This window comes from Streptomyces sp. NPDC031497 (assembly GCF_055580905.1).
This window is the reverse complement of the sequence record NZ_JBVIKO010000010.1, coordinates 32723-51096: the sequence shown is the minus strand read 5'-3', so window position 1 is coordinate 51096 and position 18374 is coordinate 32723. Positions and strand designations below refer to the sequence as shown.

At 71.4% G+C, this 18374-nt stretch carries 18 protein-coding genes; 11 read left to right on the top strand and 7 right to left on the bottom strand.

Annotated elements, in window-relative coordinates:
* Nucleotides 1–83 precede the first annotated feature (83 nt).
* Nucleotides 84–1310, bottom strand: a complete 1227-nt coding sequence (locus ACZ5K7_RS21920; protein ID WP_351698384.1) for an acyl-CoA dehydrogenase family protein — start codon at nt 1308–1310, stop codon at nt 84–86.
* Between the two features lie 172 nt (nt 1311–1482).
* On the opposite strand from ACZ5K7_RS21920, the gene ACZ5K7_RS21915 reads away from it, so the two are divergent.
* Nucleotides 1483–2127 carry a TetR/AcrR family transcriptional regulator gene (locus ACZ5K7_RS21915; protein WP_351698382.1) on the top strand — a complete coding sequence of 215 codons (645 nt, stop codon included), beginning with the start codon at nt 1483–1485 and terminating at the stop codon, nt 2125–2127.
* A 95-nt stretch (nt 2128–2222) separates the two neighbouring features.
* Here the strand turns inward: ACZ5K7_RS21915 and def are convergent, their stop codons facing one another.
* Entirely contained in the window at nt 2223–2762 is a 540-nt protein-coding gene (gene def / locus ACZ5K7_RS21910) for a peptide deformylase (RefSeq protein WP_468915424.1), read from the bottom strand.
* Nucleotides 2763–2913: 151 nt separating this feature from the next.
* Here def and ACZ5K7_RS21905 point away from each other — a divergent pair, with 151 nt between their 5' ends.
* From ACZ5K7_RS21905 to ACZ5K7_RS21875, 7 genes are all read left to right on the top strand, one after another.
* A complete protein-coding gene (locus ACZ5K7_RS21905) occupies nt 2914–4152 on the top strand; it encodes a MurT ligase domain-containing protein (protein ID WP_351698378.1) in 1239 nt (412 codons plus the stop codon).
* 23 nt (nt 4153–4175) lie between these two features.
* A complete protein-coding gene (locus tag ACZ5K7_RS21900) occupies nt 4176–4904 on the top strand; it encodes a type 1 glutamine amidotransferase (RefSeq protein WP_351698376.1) in 729 nt (242 codons plus the stop codon).
* A 179-nt stretch (nt 4905–5083) separates the two neighbouring features.
* Nucleotides 5084–6109: a 6-phosphofructokinase gene (locus tag ACZ5K7_RS21895; RefSeq protein WP_468915422.1), complete on the top strand. Its 1026-nt coding sequence runs from the start codon at nt 5084–5086 to the stop codon at nt 6107–6109.
* 188 nt (nt 6110–6297) lie between these two features.
* Nucleotides 6298–7248: a cytochrome c oxidase assembly protein gene (locus ACZ5K7_RS21890; RefSeq protein WP_351698372.1), complete on the top strand. Its 951-nt coding sequence runs from the start codon at nt 6298–6300 to the stop codon at nt 7246–7248.
* A gap of 57 nt (nt 7249–7305) precedes the next feature.
* The gene (locus ACZ5K7_RS21885; protein WP_468915420.1) at nt 7306–8733 is read left to right on the top strand and encodes a DUF6777 domain-containing protein; all 1428 of its coding nucleotides are present in this window, start codon (nt 7306–7308) and stop codon (nt 8731–8733) included.
* On the top strand, nt 8670–10460 hold the full coding sequence (locus tag ACZ5K7_RS21880) for a serine/threonine-protein kinase (protein ID WP_468915418.1): 1791 nt from the start codon (nt 8670–8672) through the stop codon (nt 10458–10460). Before ACZ5K7_RS21885 ends, ACZ5K7_RS21880 begins: the two co-directional genes overlap by 64 nt.
* A 13-nt stretch (nt 10461–10473) precedes the next feature.
* Complete coding sequence (locus ACZ5K7_RS21875; protein ID WP_351698366.1) at nt 10474–10644, top strand: hypothetical protein; 171 nt, start codon at nt 10474–10476, stop codon at nt 10642–10644.
* 121 nt (nt 10645–10765) lie between these two features.
* Here ACZ5K7_RS21875 and ACZ5K7_RS21870 read toward each other — a convergent pair whose 3' ends face one another.
* The 4 genes from ACZ5K7_RS21870 to ACZ5K7_RS21855 are packed head-to-tail and all read right to left on the bottom strand — an operon-like array spanning nt 10766 to nt 14789.
* Nucleotides 10766–11947 (bottom strand): sensor histidine kinase, encoded by a 1182-nt coding sequence (locus tag ACZ5K7_RS21870; RefSeq protein ID WP_384484392.1) that lies wholly within the window; start codon nt 11945–11947, stop codon nt 10766–10768.
* The gene (locus tag ACZ5K7_RS21865) at nt 11944–13656 is read right to left on the bottom strand and encodes a sodium/solute symporter (protein WP_468915416.1); all 1713 of its coding nucleotides are present in this window, start codon (nt 13654–13656) and stop codon (nt 11944–11946) included. Before ACZ5K7_RS21865 ends, ACZ5K7_RS21870 begins: the two co-directional genes overlap by 4 nt.
* A 9-nt stretch (nt 13657–13665) precedes the next feature.
* A complete protein-coding gene (locus ACZ5K7_RS21860) occupies nt 13666–14037 on the bottom strand; it encodes a hypothetical protein (RefSeq protein WP_351698360.1) in 372 nt (123 codons plus the stop codon).
* A 2-nt stretch (nt 14038–14039) separates the two neighbouring features.
* Entirely contained in the window at nt 14040–14789 is a 750-nt protein-coding gene (locus ACZ5K7_RS21855; protein WP_351698358.1) for a LytR/AlgR family response regulator transcription factor, read from the bottom strand.
* A gap of 120 nt (nt 14790–14909) precedes the next feature.
* Here ACZ5K7_RS21855 and ACZ5K7_RS21850 point away from each other — a divergent pair, with 120 nt between their 5' ends.
* From ACZ5K7_RS21850 to rocD, 3 genes are all read left to right on the top strand, one after another.
* The gene (locus ACZ5K7_RS21850; RefSeq protein ID WP_351698356.1) at nt 14910–15395 is read left to right on the top strand and encodes an Lrp/AsnC family transcriptional regulator; all 486 of its coding nucleotides are present in this window, start codon (nt 14910–14912) and stop codon (nt 15393–15395) included.
* A gap of 144 nt (nt 15396–15539) precedes the next feature.
* On the top strand, nt 15540–16349 hold the full coding sequence (ddaH, locus tag ACZ5K7_RS21845) for a dimethylargininase (RefSeq protein ID WP_450972350.1): 810 nt from the start codon (nt 15540–15542) through the stop codon (nt 16347–16349).
* Nucleotides 16350–16368: 19 nt separating this feature from the next.
* Complete coding sequence (gene rocD, locus ACZ5K7_RS21840) at nt 16369–17589, top strand: ornithine--oxo-acid transaminase (RefSeq protein WP_468915414.1); 1221 nt, start codon at nt 16369–16371, stop codon at nt 17587–17589.
* Between the two features lie 103 nt (nt 17590–17692).
* On the opposite strand, the gene ACZ5K7_RS21835 is transcribed toward rocD, so the two are convergent.
* A complete protein-coding gene (locus ACZ5K7_RS21835) occupies nt 17693–18307 on the bottom strand; it encodes a DUF305 domain-containing protein (protein WP_468915413.1) in 615 nt (204 codons plus the stop codon).
* Between the last annotated feature and the right edge of the window lie 67 nt (nt 18308–18374).

Below are 18374 nucleotides of genomic sequence, written 5' to 3'. Positions count from 1 at the left end.
GGAGAGCCACCCAGGGGCGCGGGGAACTGCGCGAGCAACCACGACGCCGCGTGGGCCCGCAACGCACCCGCACCCCCACGGCGCTACCGGATCGGCATCCCCGACAAGGTCCGGGCGATCACCAACCGCTGCACCTCACTCGTACCCTCGAAGATCGTGTAGATCGCCGCGTCGCGGTGCATCCGCTCCACCGGATACTCCCGCGTGTACCCGTTGCCGCCCAGGATCTGGATCGCCTGCGCGGTGACCTTCTTCGCGGTCTCGCTGGCGAACAACTTCGACATCGAGCCCTCGGCGGCGGTGAACGGCTTCCCGTTCACCGCCATCCAAGACGCCCGCCACACCAGCAGCCGCGCCGCGTCGATGGACGTACGCATGTCCGCGAGCTGGAAGGCCACGCCCTGGTTGTCGATGATCGGCCGCCCGAACTGCTCACGGGTCTTGGCGTAGTCGAGGGCGACCTCGTAGGCGGCACGTGCCGTACCCACGGCCATCGCACCGACCGCGGGCCGGCTCGCCTCGAACGTCGCCATCGCCGCGTTCTTGACGCGCTCGCCGCCCGACTTCGCCCGCTCCCGGGCCCGGGCGAGGCGCTCGTCCAGCTTCTCCTTGCCGCCGAGCAGGCAGGAACCCGGCACCCGGACGCCGTCCAGGATGACCTCGGCGGTGTGCGAGGCACGGATCCCGTGCTTCTTGAACTTCTGGCCCTGGGCGAGCCCGGGGGTCCCCGCCGGCACGATGAAGGACGCGTGCCCCTTGGAACCCAGCTCCGGGTCGACGACCGCGACGACGACATGGACGTTGGCGATGCCGCCGTTGGTCGCCCAGGTCTTCGTGCCGTTGATCACCCACTCGTCCTTGGCCTCGTCGTACACGGCCCGGGTGCGCATGGCGCCCACGTCGGAGCCGGCGTCGGGCTCGGAGGAACAGAACGCGGCGACCTTGACATCGTTCTGGTCGCCGTACATCTGGGGTATCCAGGTGCCGATCTGCTCCTCGGTGCCGTTGGCGAGGACGCCGACGGCGGCGAGACCCGTGCCCACGATGGAGAGGGCGATGCCCGCGTCGCCCCAGAACAGCTCCTCCATGGCCATCGGTATGCCGAGGCCGGTGGCGTCGAAGTACTGCTGGGCGTAGAAGTCGAGGGAGTAGATGCCGACCTTGGCGGCCTCCTGGATGACCGGCCAGGGAGTCTCCTCACGCTCGTCCCATTCGGCGGCCGCGGGGCGGATCACATCGGCCGCGAAACCGTGCAGCCAGTCCCGGACCTCCTTCTGTTCGTCGTTGAGTTCCATGGTGAACTCGGCCATGACCCCTCCAGCGGCGGCGCATAATGTGTTACTAGCGGTAACAAGAGTCTGTTACTCGTCGGTAGGAAAAGTCAACTCCCAAGGTCACCTCGGCAGCCAGTTCGAGATCGGGTGGCTCCCAGGTGTTAGTTTGCGCAGGCGTCACCGAAACAGCACGGGGTGGGGAGAGCACATGGACACCACACAGCGGACCGAACAGCAGCGGTCCGCCGACCGCCGACGGCGCGAGCTGCTGGAGGCCGCCGACCGGGTGGTGCTGCGCGACGGCCCACAGGCTTCCATGAACGCCATCGCGGCGGAGGCCGGCATCACCAAACCGATCCTCTACCGCCACTTCGGCGACAAGGGCGGCCTGTACGCGGCCCTTGCCAAGCGGCACACGGACGCGCTTCTGAACTCGCTCCGGGATGCGCTGGACGCTCCCGCGGAGCGCCGTGAGCGGGTCGAGGCGACCTTGGACACATACCTCGCGGCGATCGAGGCGCGGCCCCAGGTGTACCGGTTCCTGATGCATCCCGCGGAGGGCAGCACCGGGTCCGACCAGGGGTTCGACGTGGGAAAACACTCGGCTCCGCTGTTGCGGCGGATGGGTGAGGAGCTGGCGCAGGTCATCGAGGACCGGCTGGATCTGGGGCCCGGGAGTCAACAGCTGGCCCGGGTGTGGGGGCACGGGATCGTCGGGATGATGCACGCGGCCGGGGACTGGTGGCTGGGGGAACGGCCCTGTTCTCGTGCAGAGTTGGTGAAGAGTTTGGCCGATCTGTTGTGGGGGCGGCTGGCGGCCGCCGGGGACAAGGTCGGGGGGCCCGGATTCTGAGGGTCGAGTTTCGGCTGACCGCCGGTGGGGGCTGATCGCGCCCACGCGGCGGTAGCCGCATATCGATACAGCCCCGCGCCCCTGGGTACGTCTCCTCACCGGCGCCAAGAGGACTTCGCCACCTGTCGCATCAGCTTGCGCTTGCGCCAGCCCGTGACGTGGTCGGCGTACACGCGGCCCTCCAGATGGTCGGTCTCATGCTGGAGGCAGCGGGCGAAGAAGCCCGTGCCATGAATCGTGATCGGGTCCCCGCTCACCGTGAACCCCTCCACCACCGCGTGGTCGTAGCGCTCCGTCCCCGCCTCCAGGCCCGGCAGGGACAGGCAGCCCTCCGGGCCGCGGAGCGTCACGCCGTCCGTCTCCACCAGGCGGGGGTTCACCACATGGCCCAGGTGACGGACGTCCTCGTCGTCGGGGCAGTCGAAGACGAACACCCGCAGCGGCTCCCCCACCTGGTTCGCCGCCAGACCCACGCCCTCCGACGCGTACATCGTCGCGAACAAGTCCTCCACCAGACGGGCGAGTTCGGGGCCGAAGTCGGTGACCTCCGCGCAGCGGGCGTGCAGGACGGGGTCGCCGAGCAGGGTGAGGGGCCGGACCCGCCCATGGGCGCCCGGAATGGAACCTTGTCGCATGGCCGCAAGGGTACGGTTCGAATCGGCCCCTGCCCGCCGCGCAGGCGAGGGCCGGAATTCGGGCGTGCGAATGGATCTCGATAGGCTGAGGTGCACACCACGTTGCCGGATGGCTGAAGCGCGGCGCGTAGTCAAGGAGGATCGAGAACTGATGGCAGGCAACTCGGACCCGCTCACGCCGCGGGCCAAGATCGCCGTGACCGCGGGCAAGGCGGTCGCGGCGGCGTCCCGTGCCGCGGGACGCGGCAGCGGATCCGTGATCGGCGGCCGGGTCGCACTGAAACTCGACCCCGACCTTCTCGCCCGGCTCGCCCAGAACCTGGACGTCACGCTCGTCTCGGCGACGAACGGCAAGACGACGACCACCCGGCTGATCGCCGAGGCGCTCAAGGCCGCGGGGCCGGTCGTCTCCAACGCGCTCGGCGCCAACATGCCCGCCGGCATCACCTCGGCGCTGGCCGGCGGCTCCGACGCCAAGTTCGGTGTGATCGAGGTCGACGAGAAGTACCTCGCCGGCGTGGCCCGGGACACCGACCCGAAGTGCATCGCGCTGCTCAACCTCTCCCGCGACCAGCTGGACCGGGCCGCCGAGACCCGGATGCTCGCCGAGAACTGGCGGGAGGGCCTGGCCGGCTCCAAGGCCGTCATCGTGGCGAACTGCGACGACCCGCTGGTGGTGTGGGCCGCGTCCTCCTCCCCCAATGTGATCTGGGTCGCCGCCGGGCAGATGTGGAAGGACGACGCCTGGTCCTGCCCGTCCTGCGGCGGTGTGATGCAGCGCCCGGGCGACGACTGGTTCTGCGGTGAGTGCGGGTTCCGGCGGCCGACCCCGAGCTGGGTGCTGTCCGGGGACCACGTCCTCGACCCGCACGGGTCCGCCTGGCCGATCCACCTCCAGCTGCCGGGACGCGCCAACAAGGCCAACGCGGCCTCCTCGGCCGCCGTCGCCGCCGTCTTCGGGGTGCCGCCGCAGGTCGCCCTGGAACGCATGTACCAGGTGCAGGCCGTCGCGGGACGGTACGACGTCGTGCAGTTCCAGGGACGCGACCTGCGGCTGCTCCTCGCGAAGAACCCGGCCGGCTGGCTGGAGACGTTCTCGCTGATCGACCCGCCGCCGACCCCGGTGATCCTCTCCGTGAACGCGCGCGGCGCGGACGGCACCGACACCTCCTGGCTGTGGGACGTGGACTACACCCGCCTCACCGGCCACCCGATCTTCGTGCTCGGCGACCGCAAGCTCGACCTCGCGGTGCGGCTGGAGGTCGCGGGCCAGCACTTCCAGGTCTGCGACTCCCTCGACCAGGCCGTGCAGATGGCCCCGCCCGGCCGGATCGAGGTCATCGCGAACTACACCGCGTTCCAGGACCTGCGCCGCCGCGTCGGCAACTGACTGACCACGAAGGACGATCATTGATGAGCGACAACCAACTGCGGCTGGTGTGGATCTACCCGGACCTGCTCAGCACCTACGGCGACCAGGGCAACGCGCTCGTCGTGGAGCGCCGGGCGCGGCAGCGCGGTCTCGACGTGGCCCGGCTGGACGTGCGCAGCGACCAGCCGATCCCGACCTCCGGCGACATCTACCTGATCGGCGGCGGTGAGGACCGTCCGCAGCGGCTCGCCGCCGAGCGGCTGCGCCGCGACGGGCACCTGTACCGGGCCGTGGAGAACGGCGCGATCGTGTTCTCGGTGTGCGCCGGCTACCAGATCCTCGGGCACGAGTTCATCAACGACCTGGGCCAGCGCGAGCCGGGCCTCGGCCTGCTCGACGTGACGACCGTGCGCGGCACCGGCGAGCGGTGCGTCGGTGACGTCCTCGCCGACATCGACCCGCGCCTCGGACTGCCCCAGCTCACCGGGTTCGAGAACCACCAGGGCATCACCCAGCTCGGCCCCACCGCCCGCCCCCTCGCCCGCGTCCAGCTGGGCCGGGGCAACGGCACCGGGGACGGCACGGAAGGCGCGTACAACGACACCGTCTTCGGCACGTACATGCACGGGCCGGTGCTCGCCCGCAACCCGCTCATCGCCGACCTGCTGCTGAAGCTGGCGCTCGACGTGAACGCGCTGCCGCCGATCGACGACCGCTGGTACGAGGCCCTGCGCACCGAGCGGATCGCCTCCGCCCAGCAGCCCGCCTGACCGTACCGGAGCGGTCGATTCCGGGCCCGCCTGACAGGGTGTCCGCTCACATGTGCGGGCACGTCCAGCAGGCGGACGCCCGGTACGGCGAGACCCCCTCCCGCCGGTAGGGTGACGGCGATGACAGCCGGACAGCGTGGTCCGGCCTTCGGCCCACGTGGAGAAGGTTGTTTCGGGCTATGCGCATTGGTGTCCTCACGTCCGGCGGCGACTGCCCCGGCCTGAACGCCGTCATCCGGTCCGTCGTGCACCGTGCCGTCGCCGACCACGGCGACGAGGTCATCGGCTTCCGGGACGGCTGGAAGGGCCTCCTGGAATGCGACTATCTCAAGCTCGACCTCGACGCCGTGGCCGGCATCCTGGCCCGCGGCGGCACGATCCTCGGCTCCTCCCGAGTCCAGCCCTCGCACCTGCGGGACGGCGTGGAGCGGGCCAGGGGCCATGTCGCCGAGCTCGGCCTCGACGCGATCATCCCGATCGGCGGTGAGGGCACGCTGAAGGCGGCCCGGCTGATGTCCGACGCCGGCCTGCCGATCGTCGGCGTGCCGAAGACGATCGACAACGACATCGCTGTCACCGACGTCACCTTCGGCTTCGACACGGCCGTGGGTGTGGCCACCGAGGCCCTCGACCGGCTGAAGACCACCGCCGAGTCCCACCAGCGGGTGCTCGTCGTCGAGGTCATGGGCCGGCACACCGGCTGGATCGCCCTGCACTCCGGCATGGCGGCCGGCGCCCACGCCATCGTCGTGCCGGAGCGCCCCTTCGACATCGAGGAGTTGGCCCGCCGGGTCGGCGAGCGGTTCGAGGCGGGCAAGCGGTTCGCGATCGTCGTCGCGGCGGAGGGGGCCAAGCCGCAGGCGGGCACGATGGCCTTCGACGAGGGCGGCAAGGACATCTACGGCCACGAGCGGTTCGCCGGGATCGCCCGGCAGCTCTCCATCGAGCTGGAGCAGCGGCTCGGCAAGGAGGCACGGCCGGTCATCCTCGGGCATGTGCAGCGGGGCGGCACGCCGACGGCGTACGACCGGGTGCTGGCCACCCGGTTCGGGTGGCATGCGGTGGAGGCCGTGCACCGGGGGGAGTTCGGTCACATGACCGCGCTGCGGGGCACGGACATCGTGATGGTGCCGCTCGCCGAGGCGGTGGAGACGTTGAAGACGGTTCCCGCGGAGCGGTACGACGAGGCGGAGACCGTCCTTTAAAGGTTGGTTGTGTGTTGGTCTGCGGGTGTGGGGGGCTGATCGCGCCCACGCGGCGGAGCCGCATATTGACACAGCCCCGCGCCCCTTCGGGCAGGGACACGCGCCCCCGGTCGCAAGTGCGCTCGGCGGCGGTTCTAGTCTGGGGTCGGCTGTAAACGTACAACCCCCCACGAATCAGGAGCCGCCGGATGGATCACAGCGGGCACGGCATGACCATGGACTTGCCGCCGTTCACGCTGGGGCGGGGGCTGGAGTGGTCGGCGGATCCCTTCTTTCTCGTGGCCTGTGTCGCGGGGCTCGCGCTGTACGGGTGGGGTGTGGTGCGGCTGCGGCGGCGCGGGGACGCGTGGTCCGTCGGACGTACGGTGTCGTTCGTCGCCGGTGTCCTGACCATCATGCTCGTGATGTGCACCAGGCTGAACGACTACGGGATGGTCATGTTCAGCGTGCACATGGTGCAGCACATGATCATCAGCATGCTGTCGCCGATCTTCATCCTGCTGGGCGCCCCGGTGACCTTGGCGCTGCGCGCGCTGCCCGTCGCCGGGAAGGGGCGAAAGGGGCCGCGTGAGCTGTTGCTGGCCCTGCTGCACAGCCGGTACATGCGGATCATCACCCATCCCGCCTTCACGATCCCGCTTTTCATCGCGAGCCTCTACGCGCTCTACTTCACCCCGCTGTTCGACTTCCTGATGGGGTCGAAGACCGGGCACATCGCGATGATGGTGCACTTCCTGGCCGTCGGTGTGGTCTTCTTCTGGCCGATCATCGGCATCGACCCGGGGCCGCACCGGCCGGGGTATCTGATGCGGATGCTGGAGCTGTTCGCGGGCATGCCGTTCCACGCGTTCTTCGGTATCGCGTTGATGATGGCGTCGGAGCCGATGGTCGAGACGTTCAAGAATCCGCCCGCCTCGCTCGGCATCGACGCGCTCTCCGACCAGAACGCGGCCGGCGGTATCGCCTGGGCGTTCAGTGAAGTCCCGTCCGTGCTGGTGCTGATCGCCCTGCTGTTCCAGTGGTACAGCTCCGAGCAGCGGATGGCCCGGCGCTCGGACCGGGCCGCGGACCGCGACGGCGACAAGGAACTTGAGGCCTACAACGCCTATTTGGCCTCACTGAACGCACGCGAGGGCTGAAATGCTCTCCATTCAGTAGCATAAAGCGCGATGGGGAAACCGCCGGGGGGAGCGGTGATGACACTTCGCGCTTTTCTGCACAGGGCCTGCGTGCTCGGTGTTCTTGTTCCGGTATTGCTGCTCGGTGGATGCGGGCGGAGTTCGCCCCTGTCCGTCGTCAAGGCGGTCGCCGCCGGGGTGCCGGCGCTGCATCCCTTCTTCGCCGAGAACCAGGGTCTCGGCCATGACGCCCGGGTCCGTTCGCTGCCGGTGCACGGCAGTCTGCAACAAGGGGACTCGCCCGGCCTGTACGGCGGCACCCGGCAGCCGACGCTCTGCGACGTCGAGAAACTGAAGGAATTCCTCACCGACCCCGCGAATCACCGCAAGGCACAGGCGTGGGCCGGTGTCCTCGGAATCGGTACCGAACAGATTCCGGATTATCTCGACCGGCTCACTCCCGTACTCCTGCGTCACGACACCCTCGTGGAGAACCACGATTACAAGAGCGGCACCGCCGTGCCTTTCGACTCTCTCCTCCAATCCGGAATCGCCGTGCTCGTCGACCGGCGGGGACAGCCCACCGTGAAGTGCTCGTGCGGAAATCCGCTGCGGCCCTTCGCAGGAGACACCGGCCGGATAAAGGTCGAGTTCGACCACGGCAACAGGAAATGGCGCGGCTACGACCGCGCCCAGGTGACCGCCGTACGACCCGCTTCGCGCCCGCTGGAGAAACTCGCCCTCGTCGATGTCGCCGACCCGGGGCGCGGTATCGAGCGGCCGGTCGGGACGACGGGCGCGCAGGACGCCGTCTTCCGCACCGGCGAGCGGCATGCGGTGCCCGAGGTCGCCGGAACGTCCTTCGGGGAGGCGAGCCGGCGGCTGTCGGACGCCGGGCTGGCGGTCGCCTATGACGGTGCGGGGCTGCCGCCCGACGACGCCCGGGTGCTGGCGTCGGATCCGGTGGCGGGGACGGAGCTGCGGTTCGGCGAGTATGTGACGCTGCACGTCGCCGACGGCAGCGTCGGCGGTAGCGACAGCAGCGGCAGCGGCAGCGGCAGCGGGGCGGCTTCCTCCGCCGGGTCGGGATCTGCGCCGATCTCGCCACCGTCCGCGCCGTCGCCGTCCGGGGCGTCCTCCTCGGTCGTACCGCCGCCGTCCCACGAGCCGCCGTCCCAGGAGCCGTCGTCCAGGCAGCCGACGTCCGCCCCGCCCTCGTCACCCTCCTCGGCCCCCGGTACGCCTTCCGGCGCGGCCCCGCCCTACGTCACGCACTCGACCGACGGCGCCCAGCCGGACCCGCCCGGCTCGTCCCCGGCCGTCAGCGGCTCGGCCCCGTCCCCCGTGCCCGTGACGAGCGAGCCGGCGAGCAGCGGCCCGGCGTCGACGGCCGGTGAAGCCGACGAGCACGACGATGTAACGCCGAACCCCGGAGTGACCGGATGCCTCATGGATCACCGACGTCGGGAGTGGGCCGGGTCGTCGCCGGCCGGTACGTGCTGCTGAACCGGCTGGGCAGCGGCGGTATGGGTCATGTCTGGCTCGCTCACGACCGGAGACTGGAGTGCGAGGTCGCTCTCAAGGAGCTGGTCCTGCGCGAGACGGAGGACGAGCCGGAGCGTACGGCGCGGGTCGCGCGGGCCCGGGCGGAGGCGCGGCACGCGGCCGGGCTGCGCGGGCATCCGCATGTGGTGACCGTGCACGACGTGCTGGAGCACGACGGTCTGCCGTGGATCGTCATGGAGTACGTGCCGGGCGCGGTCGACCTGCGGGACCTGGTGGAGCGGGACGGGCCGCTGCCGCCCGCCGAGTGTGCCCGGGTCGGTCTCGCCGTCCTCGACGCGCTGACCGCCGGCCATGAGCGGGGGGTGCTCCACCGGGACGTGAAACCGGCGAACATCCTGCTCGCGCCCGACCGCACCGGGGCGCCGCACGCCCGGGTGCTGCTGACGGACTACGGCATCTCGGTGCAGCCGGACACCGGGGAGACCCGGTACACGCTGGCGTCGGGGCTGGTCGGGACGGCCGGGTATCTGGCGCCCGAGCGGGCCACGGGCGGGCCTCCGACGCCGGCCGCCGATCTGTTCTCACTGGGGTGCACGCTGTACCACGCGGTGGAGGGGCGCGGGCCGTTCGAGCGGTATTCGCAGCTCGCGGAGATCACGGCCGTGGTGATGGAGGAACCCGATCCGCCGGTGCGGGCCGGTGCGCTGGCCCCCGTGGTGCTCGCGATGCTCGCCAAGGACCCGGCCCGGCGGATCCCGGCGGTGGCGGCGGAGGCGGCGCTGTCGCTGGTCGTGACGGAGCAGGCGGAGGCGTACGCACGGGCCCGCACCGAGCCGGGTTCGGTGCCGCCCTGGGGCGAAGGCGACGGTGCGGGCGTGGGCCCGGCCCGGCCGCCCGGTCACCGTCGGCGGCCGCTCCCCCGCGTTGTGCGGGCCGCCCTAGCCGTCGCCCTGGGCCTGGTGCTCGCCCTGGGCGGGGCCTGGTGGGCGACCGCGCACCAGCCCGATGACACGGCCGGCCTGCCGTACGGCAGCGCGGTGGGTCTTTCGCGCCCGCTCAAGGACGGCGACTGTGTCCTCGCCGACTGGCCCGGCGGGGTGCGCTTCACGGGGACCCCCAGGCTCAGCCTCGATCCGACCTGCGCGGACCGGGCGCCGGACGGTCAGGTGGTGGCCTTCGTGCCCGTGACGTCCGGCGCCGAGGCGCGCGAGCAGGGGCCGGCCGGGTGCGAGGAGCGGACCGCGGGGCTGCGCGGGAAACTCGCGGATGTGCGGTCCCTGGCCGTCGTACCGACCGGGAAGGGCCTGGAGGCGGCCGGGGGGCGGGTCGCGTGTCTGGTGCTGGGGGCGCACGGGCCGGTGTACGGGCCGCTGGACGGGCATCGCAAGGCGGGCACCGCGTTCGCGGACACCGCCACCATGCAGAAGCGGGACTGTCTTCGGGTGCCGTCGGCTCGGGACGCGCTGCTGGTGCCGTGCTCGGAGGCGCACGACCAGGAGGTGCTCGGGTTCACCCGGCTCGGCGCCGGCGTGACCCTGGCACGGGCGCGGACGGAGTCGGACGCGGCCTGTGCCCGGGACGTGCCGCCCCGGCAGTACGGATTCGATCCTTCCGGGTATCAGGCGGCCTCCTGGACCAGTGAGGGGATGTGGAAGACAGGGGCGCATTTCGTCGTCTGCACCGTGCGGAGGCAGAACGGGGGCACCATGGGGGGAGTCGGACCATGAGGAGGGTGTCGCGATGCCCGGTTCTACGAACGGTTCCACCAAGGCGATGGGGGTCCTCACCGTCGGTGGACTCGTGGTGGTGACGGCCTACACGGTGGCGCTCGGCAGCAACGGCTGGCTCTGGTTCGGGTGGGTGGTGCTGGGGCTGCTGACCCTCGCGATGGTGGTGACCCAGAGCAACTGACACAGCGCCCCGAAGGGGCGCGGGGCCGTGTTGAATGCGCGGCTGCCGCCGCGTGGGCGCGACCGGCCACAACGGCGCCGCGGACGAACGACGGCGCATCACGGCGCTTCCAGCGGAGCGCCTAGTGCACCCCGGGCTGGTACTTGGGCAGCCGGGCGGTGATCTTCATGCCCGCGCCGGGGGCGGTCTCGATGACGAGGCCGTGGTCGTCGCCGTAGACCTGGCGGAGCCGGTCGTCGACGTTGGACAGGCCGATGCCGCCGGAGGGACTGGTCTCGCCGGCGAGGATGCGGCGCAGCAGCCCGGGGTCCATGCCGGTGCCGTCGTCCTCGATGACGACCAGGGCCTCGGCGCCCTCGTCCTGGGCGGTGATCTGGATGTGACAGGTGCCGGTCTTGCCCTCCAGGCCGTGTTTGACGGCGTTCTCGACCAGGGGCTGGAGGCAGAGGAAGGGGAGGGTGACCGGCAGCACCTCGGGGGCGATCTGGAGGGTGACCGTGAGGCGGTCGCCGAAGCGGGCCCGGACGAGCGCCAGGTAGTGGTCGATGGCGTGGAGTTCGTCGGCGAGGGTGGTGAAGTCGCCGTGCCTGCGGAACGAGTAGCGGGTGAAGTCGGCGAACTCCAGGAGCAGTTCGCGGGCGCGCTCGGGGTCGGTGCGCACGAACGAGGCGATCACCGCGAGCGAGTTGAAGATGAAGTGCGGGGAGATCTGGGCGCGCAGGGCGCGGATCTCGGCCTCGATGAGCCGGGTGCGGGAGCGGTCCAGGTCGGCCAGCTCCAGCTGGACGCTCACCCAGCGGGCGACCTCGCCGGCCGCGCGGACCAGGACGGCGGACTCGCGCGGCGCGCAGGCGACCAGGGTGCCGTGGACGCGGTCGTCGACGGTGAGCGGGGCGACGACGGCCCAGCGGACCGGGCAGTCGGGGGCCTCGCAGTGCAGGCGGAAGGCCTCGCCGCGGCCGGACTCCAGTGGTCCGGCGAGGCGTTCCATGATCTCGGTGCGGTGGTGGTCGCCGACGCCGTCCCAGACCAGCAGGTTGTCGTGGTCGGTGAGGCAGAGGGCGTCGGTGCCGAGCAGGGTGCGCAGCCGGCGGGCCGAGCGGCGGGCGGTCTCCTCGGTCAGGCCCGCGCGCAGCGGGGGCGCGGCGAGGGACGCGGTGTGCAGGGTCTCGAAGGTGGCGTGCTCGACGGGGGTGCCGAGACCGCCGAGGCTCTCCGGGCGTGCGGTGCGGCGGCCCAGCCAGAAACCGGCGGCCAGCAGCGGGAGTACGGCCACCAGGAGGCCTGCCAGGAATCCGGTCACGCCTTCACCTCCGCGCGCAGTTCCTCGGGGAGGTGGAAGCGGGCCAGGATCGCGGCCGTGCCCGGCGGCACCCGGCCCGGCGTCGCCAGGGACACCAGGATCATGGTGAGGAAGCCCAGCGGCACCGACCACAGGGCGGGCCAGGCGAGCAGGGCGTGCAGGTTCCCGGTGCCCGGGAAGTCGGCCATCGTCGCGGCCACCGCGCAGAACGCCGAGCCGCCCCCGACCAGCATCCCGGCGGCCGCGCCGGGCGGGGTCAGCCGCCGCCACCAGATGCCGAGGACCAGCAACGGACAGAAGGAGGAGGCGGACACCGCGAAGGCGAGCCCCACGGCGTCCGCGGCCGGCAGCCCGCCGACGAGCACGCTGGCGGCGAGCGGTACGGCCATGGCCAGCACGGTCCCGAGTCTGAAGTGCCGTACCCCACGCGACGGGAGGACGTCCTGGGTGAGGACTCCGGCGACCGCCATGGTCAGTCCCGAGGCGGTGGACAGGAACGCGGCGAAGGCGCCGCCCGCCACCAGGGCGCCGAGGAGATCGCCGCCGGGGCCGCCGATGACCCGGTCGGGCAGCAGCAGGACGGCCGCGTCCGCGTTGCCGGTGAGGGTGAGTTCGGGGGTGTAGAGCCGGCCGAGGGCACCGTAGACGGGCGGCAGCAGGTAGAAGAGGCCGATCAGGGCGAGCACGGCGACCGTGGTGCGGCGGGCGGCGACACCGTGCGGGCTGGTGTAGAAGCGGACGACGACGTGCGGCAGGCCCATGGTGCCGAGGAAGGTGGCGAGGATCAGCCCGTACGTGGCGTACAGCGGGCGTTCCTCGCGGCTCTCGGCGAGCGAGGTGGACATACCGCCGTTGGTGCCCCGGTCGGTGGCGGGCACCCGGGTGCCCTTGGCGAAGGTCAGACGGGTGCCGGCGGTGATCCGGTGGGTGCCCTCGGGGAGGGTGACCCTGGTGTCCTGGTGCGGGCGGCCGTCGACGGTGCCGGTGACGGTGACGGTGAGGGGGCGGTCAAGCTTGAGGTCGAGGGTGTCCTGGACGGCGACGGTGCGCTGTTCGCGGAAGGCGGCCGGTTCGTCGAAGACGTGGGTGGGGGCGCCGGCGCCCTGCCAGGCGAGGACCAGGAAGAGGGCGGGGACGAGCAGGGCGGTGAGTTTCAGCCAGTACTGGAAGGCCTGCACGAAGGTGATGCTGCGCATGCCGCCGGCGGCGACGGTGGCCACCACGACCACGGCCACGATCAGCCCGCCCAGTGCGTCCGGGGCTCCGGTGAGCACCGCCAACGTCAGCCCGGCTCCCTGGAGTTGGGGCAGCAGATAGAGCCAGCCGACACCGACGACGAACGCCCCGGCCAGCCGCCGTACCGCCTGTGAGGCGAGCCGCGCCTCGGCGAAGTCGGGGAGGGTGTAGGCGCCCGAGCGGCGCAACGGGGCGGCGACGAACAGGAGGAGGACCAGATAGCCGGCGGTGTAGCCGACCGGGTACCAGAGCATGTCCGGGCCCTGCACCAGGACCAGTCCGGCGATGCCCAGGAAGGAGGCCGCGGAGAGGTACTCACCGCTGATCGCGGCCGCGTTGAGCCGCGGGCCGACGGTGCGCGAGGCGACGTAGAAGTCGGACGTGGTGCGGGAGATGCGCAGGCCGAAGGCGCCGACGAGGACGGTCGTGACGACGACGAGGGCGACGGCCGGGACGGCGTAACCGGAGTTCATCGGACCTCGTCACGAAGGGAGTTCATGATCCTCGACGAGGCGGACGAAGTCCTCCTCGTTGCGTTCGGCGCGGCGCACGTACCAGCGGGCCAGCAGGATCAGCGGGGCGTAAAGGCAGAAGCCGAGCACCAGCCACTCCAGGCGGCGGGCCTGCGGGGCGGCCGCGAACACCAGCGGAAGCGGGCCGACGAGCAGCACGAGGACCGCGAACACGACCACGGCGACGCGGAGTTGGGAGCGCATCAGGGAGCGGACGTAGGTGTGGCCGAGGGTGGTCTGTTCGTCGATCTCGGTGCGCGGCCGGTAGTAGCCGGAGGTACGGCGGCTGCGGCGGGGCGGGCCGGTGACGGTGACCCGGCGTTCGGCGGGATCGGTGGGCACCCTCAGACCCTCCGCATCAGCAGGTCCCGCAGCTCGCGGGCGTGGCGCCGGCTGACCTGGAGTTCCTCGCCGCCGACCAGGACGCTCACCGTGCCCGCGTCCAGGCGGAGTTCGCCGATGTGGCGCAGCGCGACCAGGTGGCGGCGGTGGATGCGGACGAAGCCGCGGGAGCGCCAGCGGTCCTCCAGGGTGGAGAGCGGGATGCGCACGAGGTGGCTGCCGCGCTCGGTGTGCAGGCGGGCGTAGTCGCCCTGGGCCTCCACATGGGTGATGTCGTCCACGGCCACGAACCGTGTGACACCGCCGAGTTCGACCGGCAGGTGGTCCGGGTCGGGTTCGTGCACGGGTATGTGGGGTGCGGCGCCGCGCCGTTCGGCGACCCGTCGTACCGCCTCCGCCAGGCGCTCCTTCCGTACCGGTTTGAGGATGTAGTCGACCGCCTTGAGATCGAAGGCCCTGACGGCGAAGTCCTCGTGTGCGGTGACGAACACGACCAGTGGGGGCCGGGCGAAGCCGGTGAGCAGCCGGGCCATCTCCAGGCCGTCCAGGCCGGGCATCTGGACGTCCAGGAAGACGACGTCGATGGCCTCGGGGCCGTGGGGTCCGGACTCCAGGGCGCGGGTGATGCGGCGCAGTGCCTCGGTGGCGTCCCCGGCGCCCTCGACGCTGCCGATGCGCGGATCGGCGTTCAGCAGATAGAGGAGTTCCTCCAGCGAGGGGCGTTCGTCGTCGACGGCGAGGGCGCGCAGCATGAACGGAGTGTAGGCGGCGGACCGGGGCGCTGGACATGTACCGGACGTGGACGTTCGCGCCGGACGGACCGCGTGAAGTGGCGTACCTGAAGTGTCCTTCCCCGTGGATACAGTGCGGACATGAACAGCGGCACCGCCCCCTTCGACGATCTCGACCGGAAGATCACCACCGCTCTGATGGCGAACGCGCGGACCAGTTTCGCCGAGATCGGCGCGGCCGTCGGGCTCTCCGCGACAGCCGTGAAGCGGCGGGTCGACCGGTTGCGCGAGACCGGAGTGATCACCGGGTTCACGGCCACCGTGAAGCCGTCGGCCCTCGGCTGGCGTACCGAGGCGTACGTCGAGGTGTACTGCGAGGGCGCGGCGCCGCCCAGGCGGCTCGCGGAGGTGGTCCGCAACCATCCGGAGATCACCGCCGCCATGACGGTGACCGGCGGCGCGGACGCCCTGCTGCATGTCCGCGCCCGGGACGTGGACCACTTCGAGGAGGTGCTGGAGCGGATCCGGGTGGAGCCCTTCATCCGGAAGACGATCAGTGTGATGGTGCTGTCCCATCTGCTCCCGGAGAGCCCCGAAGCGGGTGCGACCCACGCGGCCCCCGAGTAAACGCACCAATGCTGCGTTTGCCTGATCAGAGACGCAGTAATCCTGCGCAGACACGCAACGCTCATTGCTTGTCGCCCGTATCCGACGCTTTCTACCTTGGTGTCAACCCTCGTCGACACCGCAGGAAAGCGGAGGAACACCTCTGTGTCCGAAAGCCGTGTGCCGCGCGTCCGGCGCTTCCTCGTCTGCGAACCCAGACACTTCGCCGTGCAGTACGCGATCAATCCCTGGATGAATCCCGACACCAGGATCGACGTCGACCTGGCCCATGAGCAGTGGACCGCGCTCATCAGCGCCTACCGTGCCCATGGCCACAGCGTCGACCGTCTGGAGCCGGTCCCCGGCCTGCCCGACATGGTCTTCGCCGCGAACTCGGCGGTCGTCGTCGGCGGCCGGGTCTTCGGTTCCCTGTTCCACGCGCCCGAGCGGCGCCCCGAGTCCTCCCACTACGACCTCTGGTTCAAGACCGCCGGCTATGACGTGTACCGCCCGGGCTCGGTGGCCGAGGGCGAGGGCGACCTGGTCTGGACGGGCCGGTACCTGCTCGCCGGCACCGGTTTCCGCACGACCCGGGAGGCGCACCGGGAGGCACAGGAGTTCTTCGGCCACCCGGTGATCAGCCTGACCCTGGTGGACCCGTACTTCTACCACCTGGACACGGCGCTGTTCGTCCTGGACGACCACAACATCGTCTACTACCCCGAGGCCTTCTCCAGCGGCAGCCGCGAGGTGCTGCGCCGCCTGTACCCGGACGCGGTGCTCGCCACCCGGGACGACGCCATGGCCTGGGGGCTGAACTCCGTCTCCGACGGCCGCCGCGTCTTCATCGCGCCGCAGGCCGAGGCGCTCGCCGCCCGGCTCGCCGACCAGGGCTACGAACCGGTCCCCGTCGACCTGTCGGAGTTCCACAAGGCCGGCGGCGGCATCAAGTGCTGCACCCAGGAAATCCGCTGAGGTACGAGGAGAGTCACCGATGACCGCACCCGCACACACCCGTACCTCCGCCGAGCTGATCGAGGCCGAGGAGCCGGTCCTCGCCCACAACTACCATCCGCTGCCCGTGGTCGTCGCCCGTGCCGAGGGCGCCTGGGTGGAGGACGTCGAGGGCCGCCGCTACCTCGACATGCTGGCCGGCTACTCGGCCCTCAACTTCGGCCACCGCCACCCGGCCCTGGTCGAGGCCGCCCACCGCCAGCTGGACCGGCTGACCCTCACCTCCCGTGCCTTCCACAACGACCGGCTCGCGGAGTTCGCCGAACGCCTGGCCGCGCTGACCGGCCTGGACATGGTGCTGCCGATGAACACCGGCGCCGAGGCGGTGGAGAGCGGGATCAAGGTGGCCCGCAAATGGGCCTACGACGTGAAGGGCGTCCCGGCCGACCGGGCCACGATCGTCGTCGCGGCGGACAACTTCCACGGCCGTACGACCACGATCGTCAGCTTCTCCACGGACGAGACCGCCCGCGCGGGCTTCGGCCCGTTCACGCCGGGCTTCCGGATCGTGCCGTACAACGACCTGGCGGCCCTGGAGGCGGCGGTCGACGAGACGACGGCGGCCGTGCTGATCGAGCCGATCCAGGGCGAGGCCGGGGTCGTGATCCCCGACGACGGCTATCTGACCGGGGTCCGCGAACTGACCCGGCGGGCGGGCTGCCTCTTCGTGGCCGACGAGATCCAGTCCGGCCTCGGCCGCACCGGCCGTACCCTCGCCGTCGACCACGAGGACGTCGTGCCGGACGTCGTGCTGCTCGGCAAGGCGCTGGGCGGCGGGATCGTGCCGGTTTCGGCGGTGGTGGCCCGGCGCGAGGTGCTGGGTGTGCTGCGGCCGGGTGAGCACGGCTCGACGTTCGGCGGCAACCCGCTCGCCGCCGCGGTCGGCACCGCCGTGGTCGAGCTGCTGGAGGGCGGCGAGTTCCAGCGCCGGGCGGCCGAGCTGGGCGTGGTCCTGCGGGACGGTCTGGCTGAGCTGGTCGGCAAGGGTGTGGTCGGCTTCCGCTCGCGCGGGCTGTGGGCGGGCGTCGACGTGGACCCGGCGATCGGCACCGGGCGTGAGATCAGCGAGCGTCTGATGCGCGAGGGCATCCTGGTCAAGGACACGCACGGCTCGACGATCCGGCTGGCCCCGCCGCTGACCGTCACGGCGGAGGAACTGCGGTCGGCGCTGACGGTGTTGGAGAAGGTGCTGGCGGTCTGAGCGAGGGGCCGGGGGGGGGGGGAGGGGGGGGGGGGGGGGGGGGGGGGGGGGGGTGGGGGGGGGGCCCCCCCCCCCCCCCCCCCCCCCCCCCCCCCGGCCCAGGTCAGCCCTTGCCGAGGAGCTGGTTCATCTCCTTGATCTCGGCGTTCTGGGCGGCGACGATGTCGCCGGCCAGGCGGACGGCCGGGGCGTAGGCGCCCTTGGACCGCTCGGTGCTGGCCATCTCGACGGCGCCCTGGTGGTGTTCGACCATCATGGTCAGGAACTTCGTGTCGAAGTCCTTCCCGGTGGCGTTCTTCAGTTCGGTCATGTCCGTGTCGTCCATCATCCCGGTCATCCCGGTCATGCCGGCGTGCCCGCCATGGTCCATGCCCGCCATGGGCACGTCCTCGCCCCAGGTCTTCAGCCAGCCGGACATGGTCGTGATCTCCGGGTCCTGGGCCTTCTCGATCCGGGCGGCGAGGTCCTGGACCCGGGCGGAGGAGGCCCGGCCGGCGGCGAGTTCCGCCATCTGGAGGGCCTGCCGGTGGTGGGGGATCATGCGCTGCGCGAAGGCCACGTCCTGCGCGTTGTGCGCGCCGGCGGTGGTGGCCGACGCGGACGCGCCGGCGGGTGCGCCGCTGTGGGCGGTGTCGTCGCCGCTGCCGCACGCGGTGAGGGCGAGGGCGGCGGTCGCGGTCAGCGCGACGAGGACGGCACGGGTACGTGTGGTGGTCATGCTGGATCTCCTGCGGTGAGTGGGAGGGGGGCACGCGGGAGCACGACCGCGGCGCGGTACGCGCACG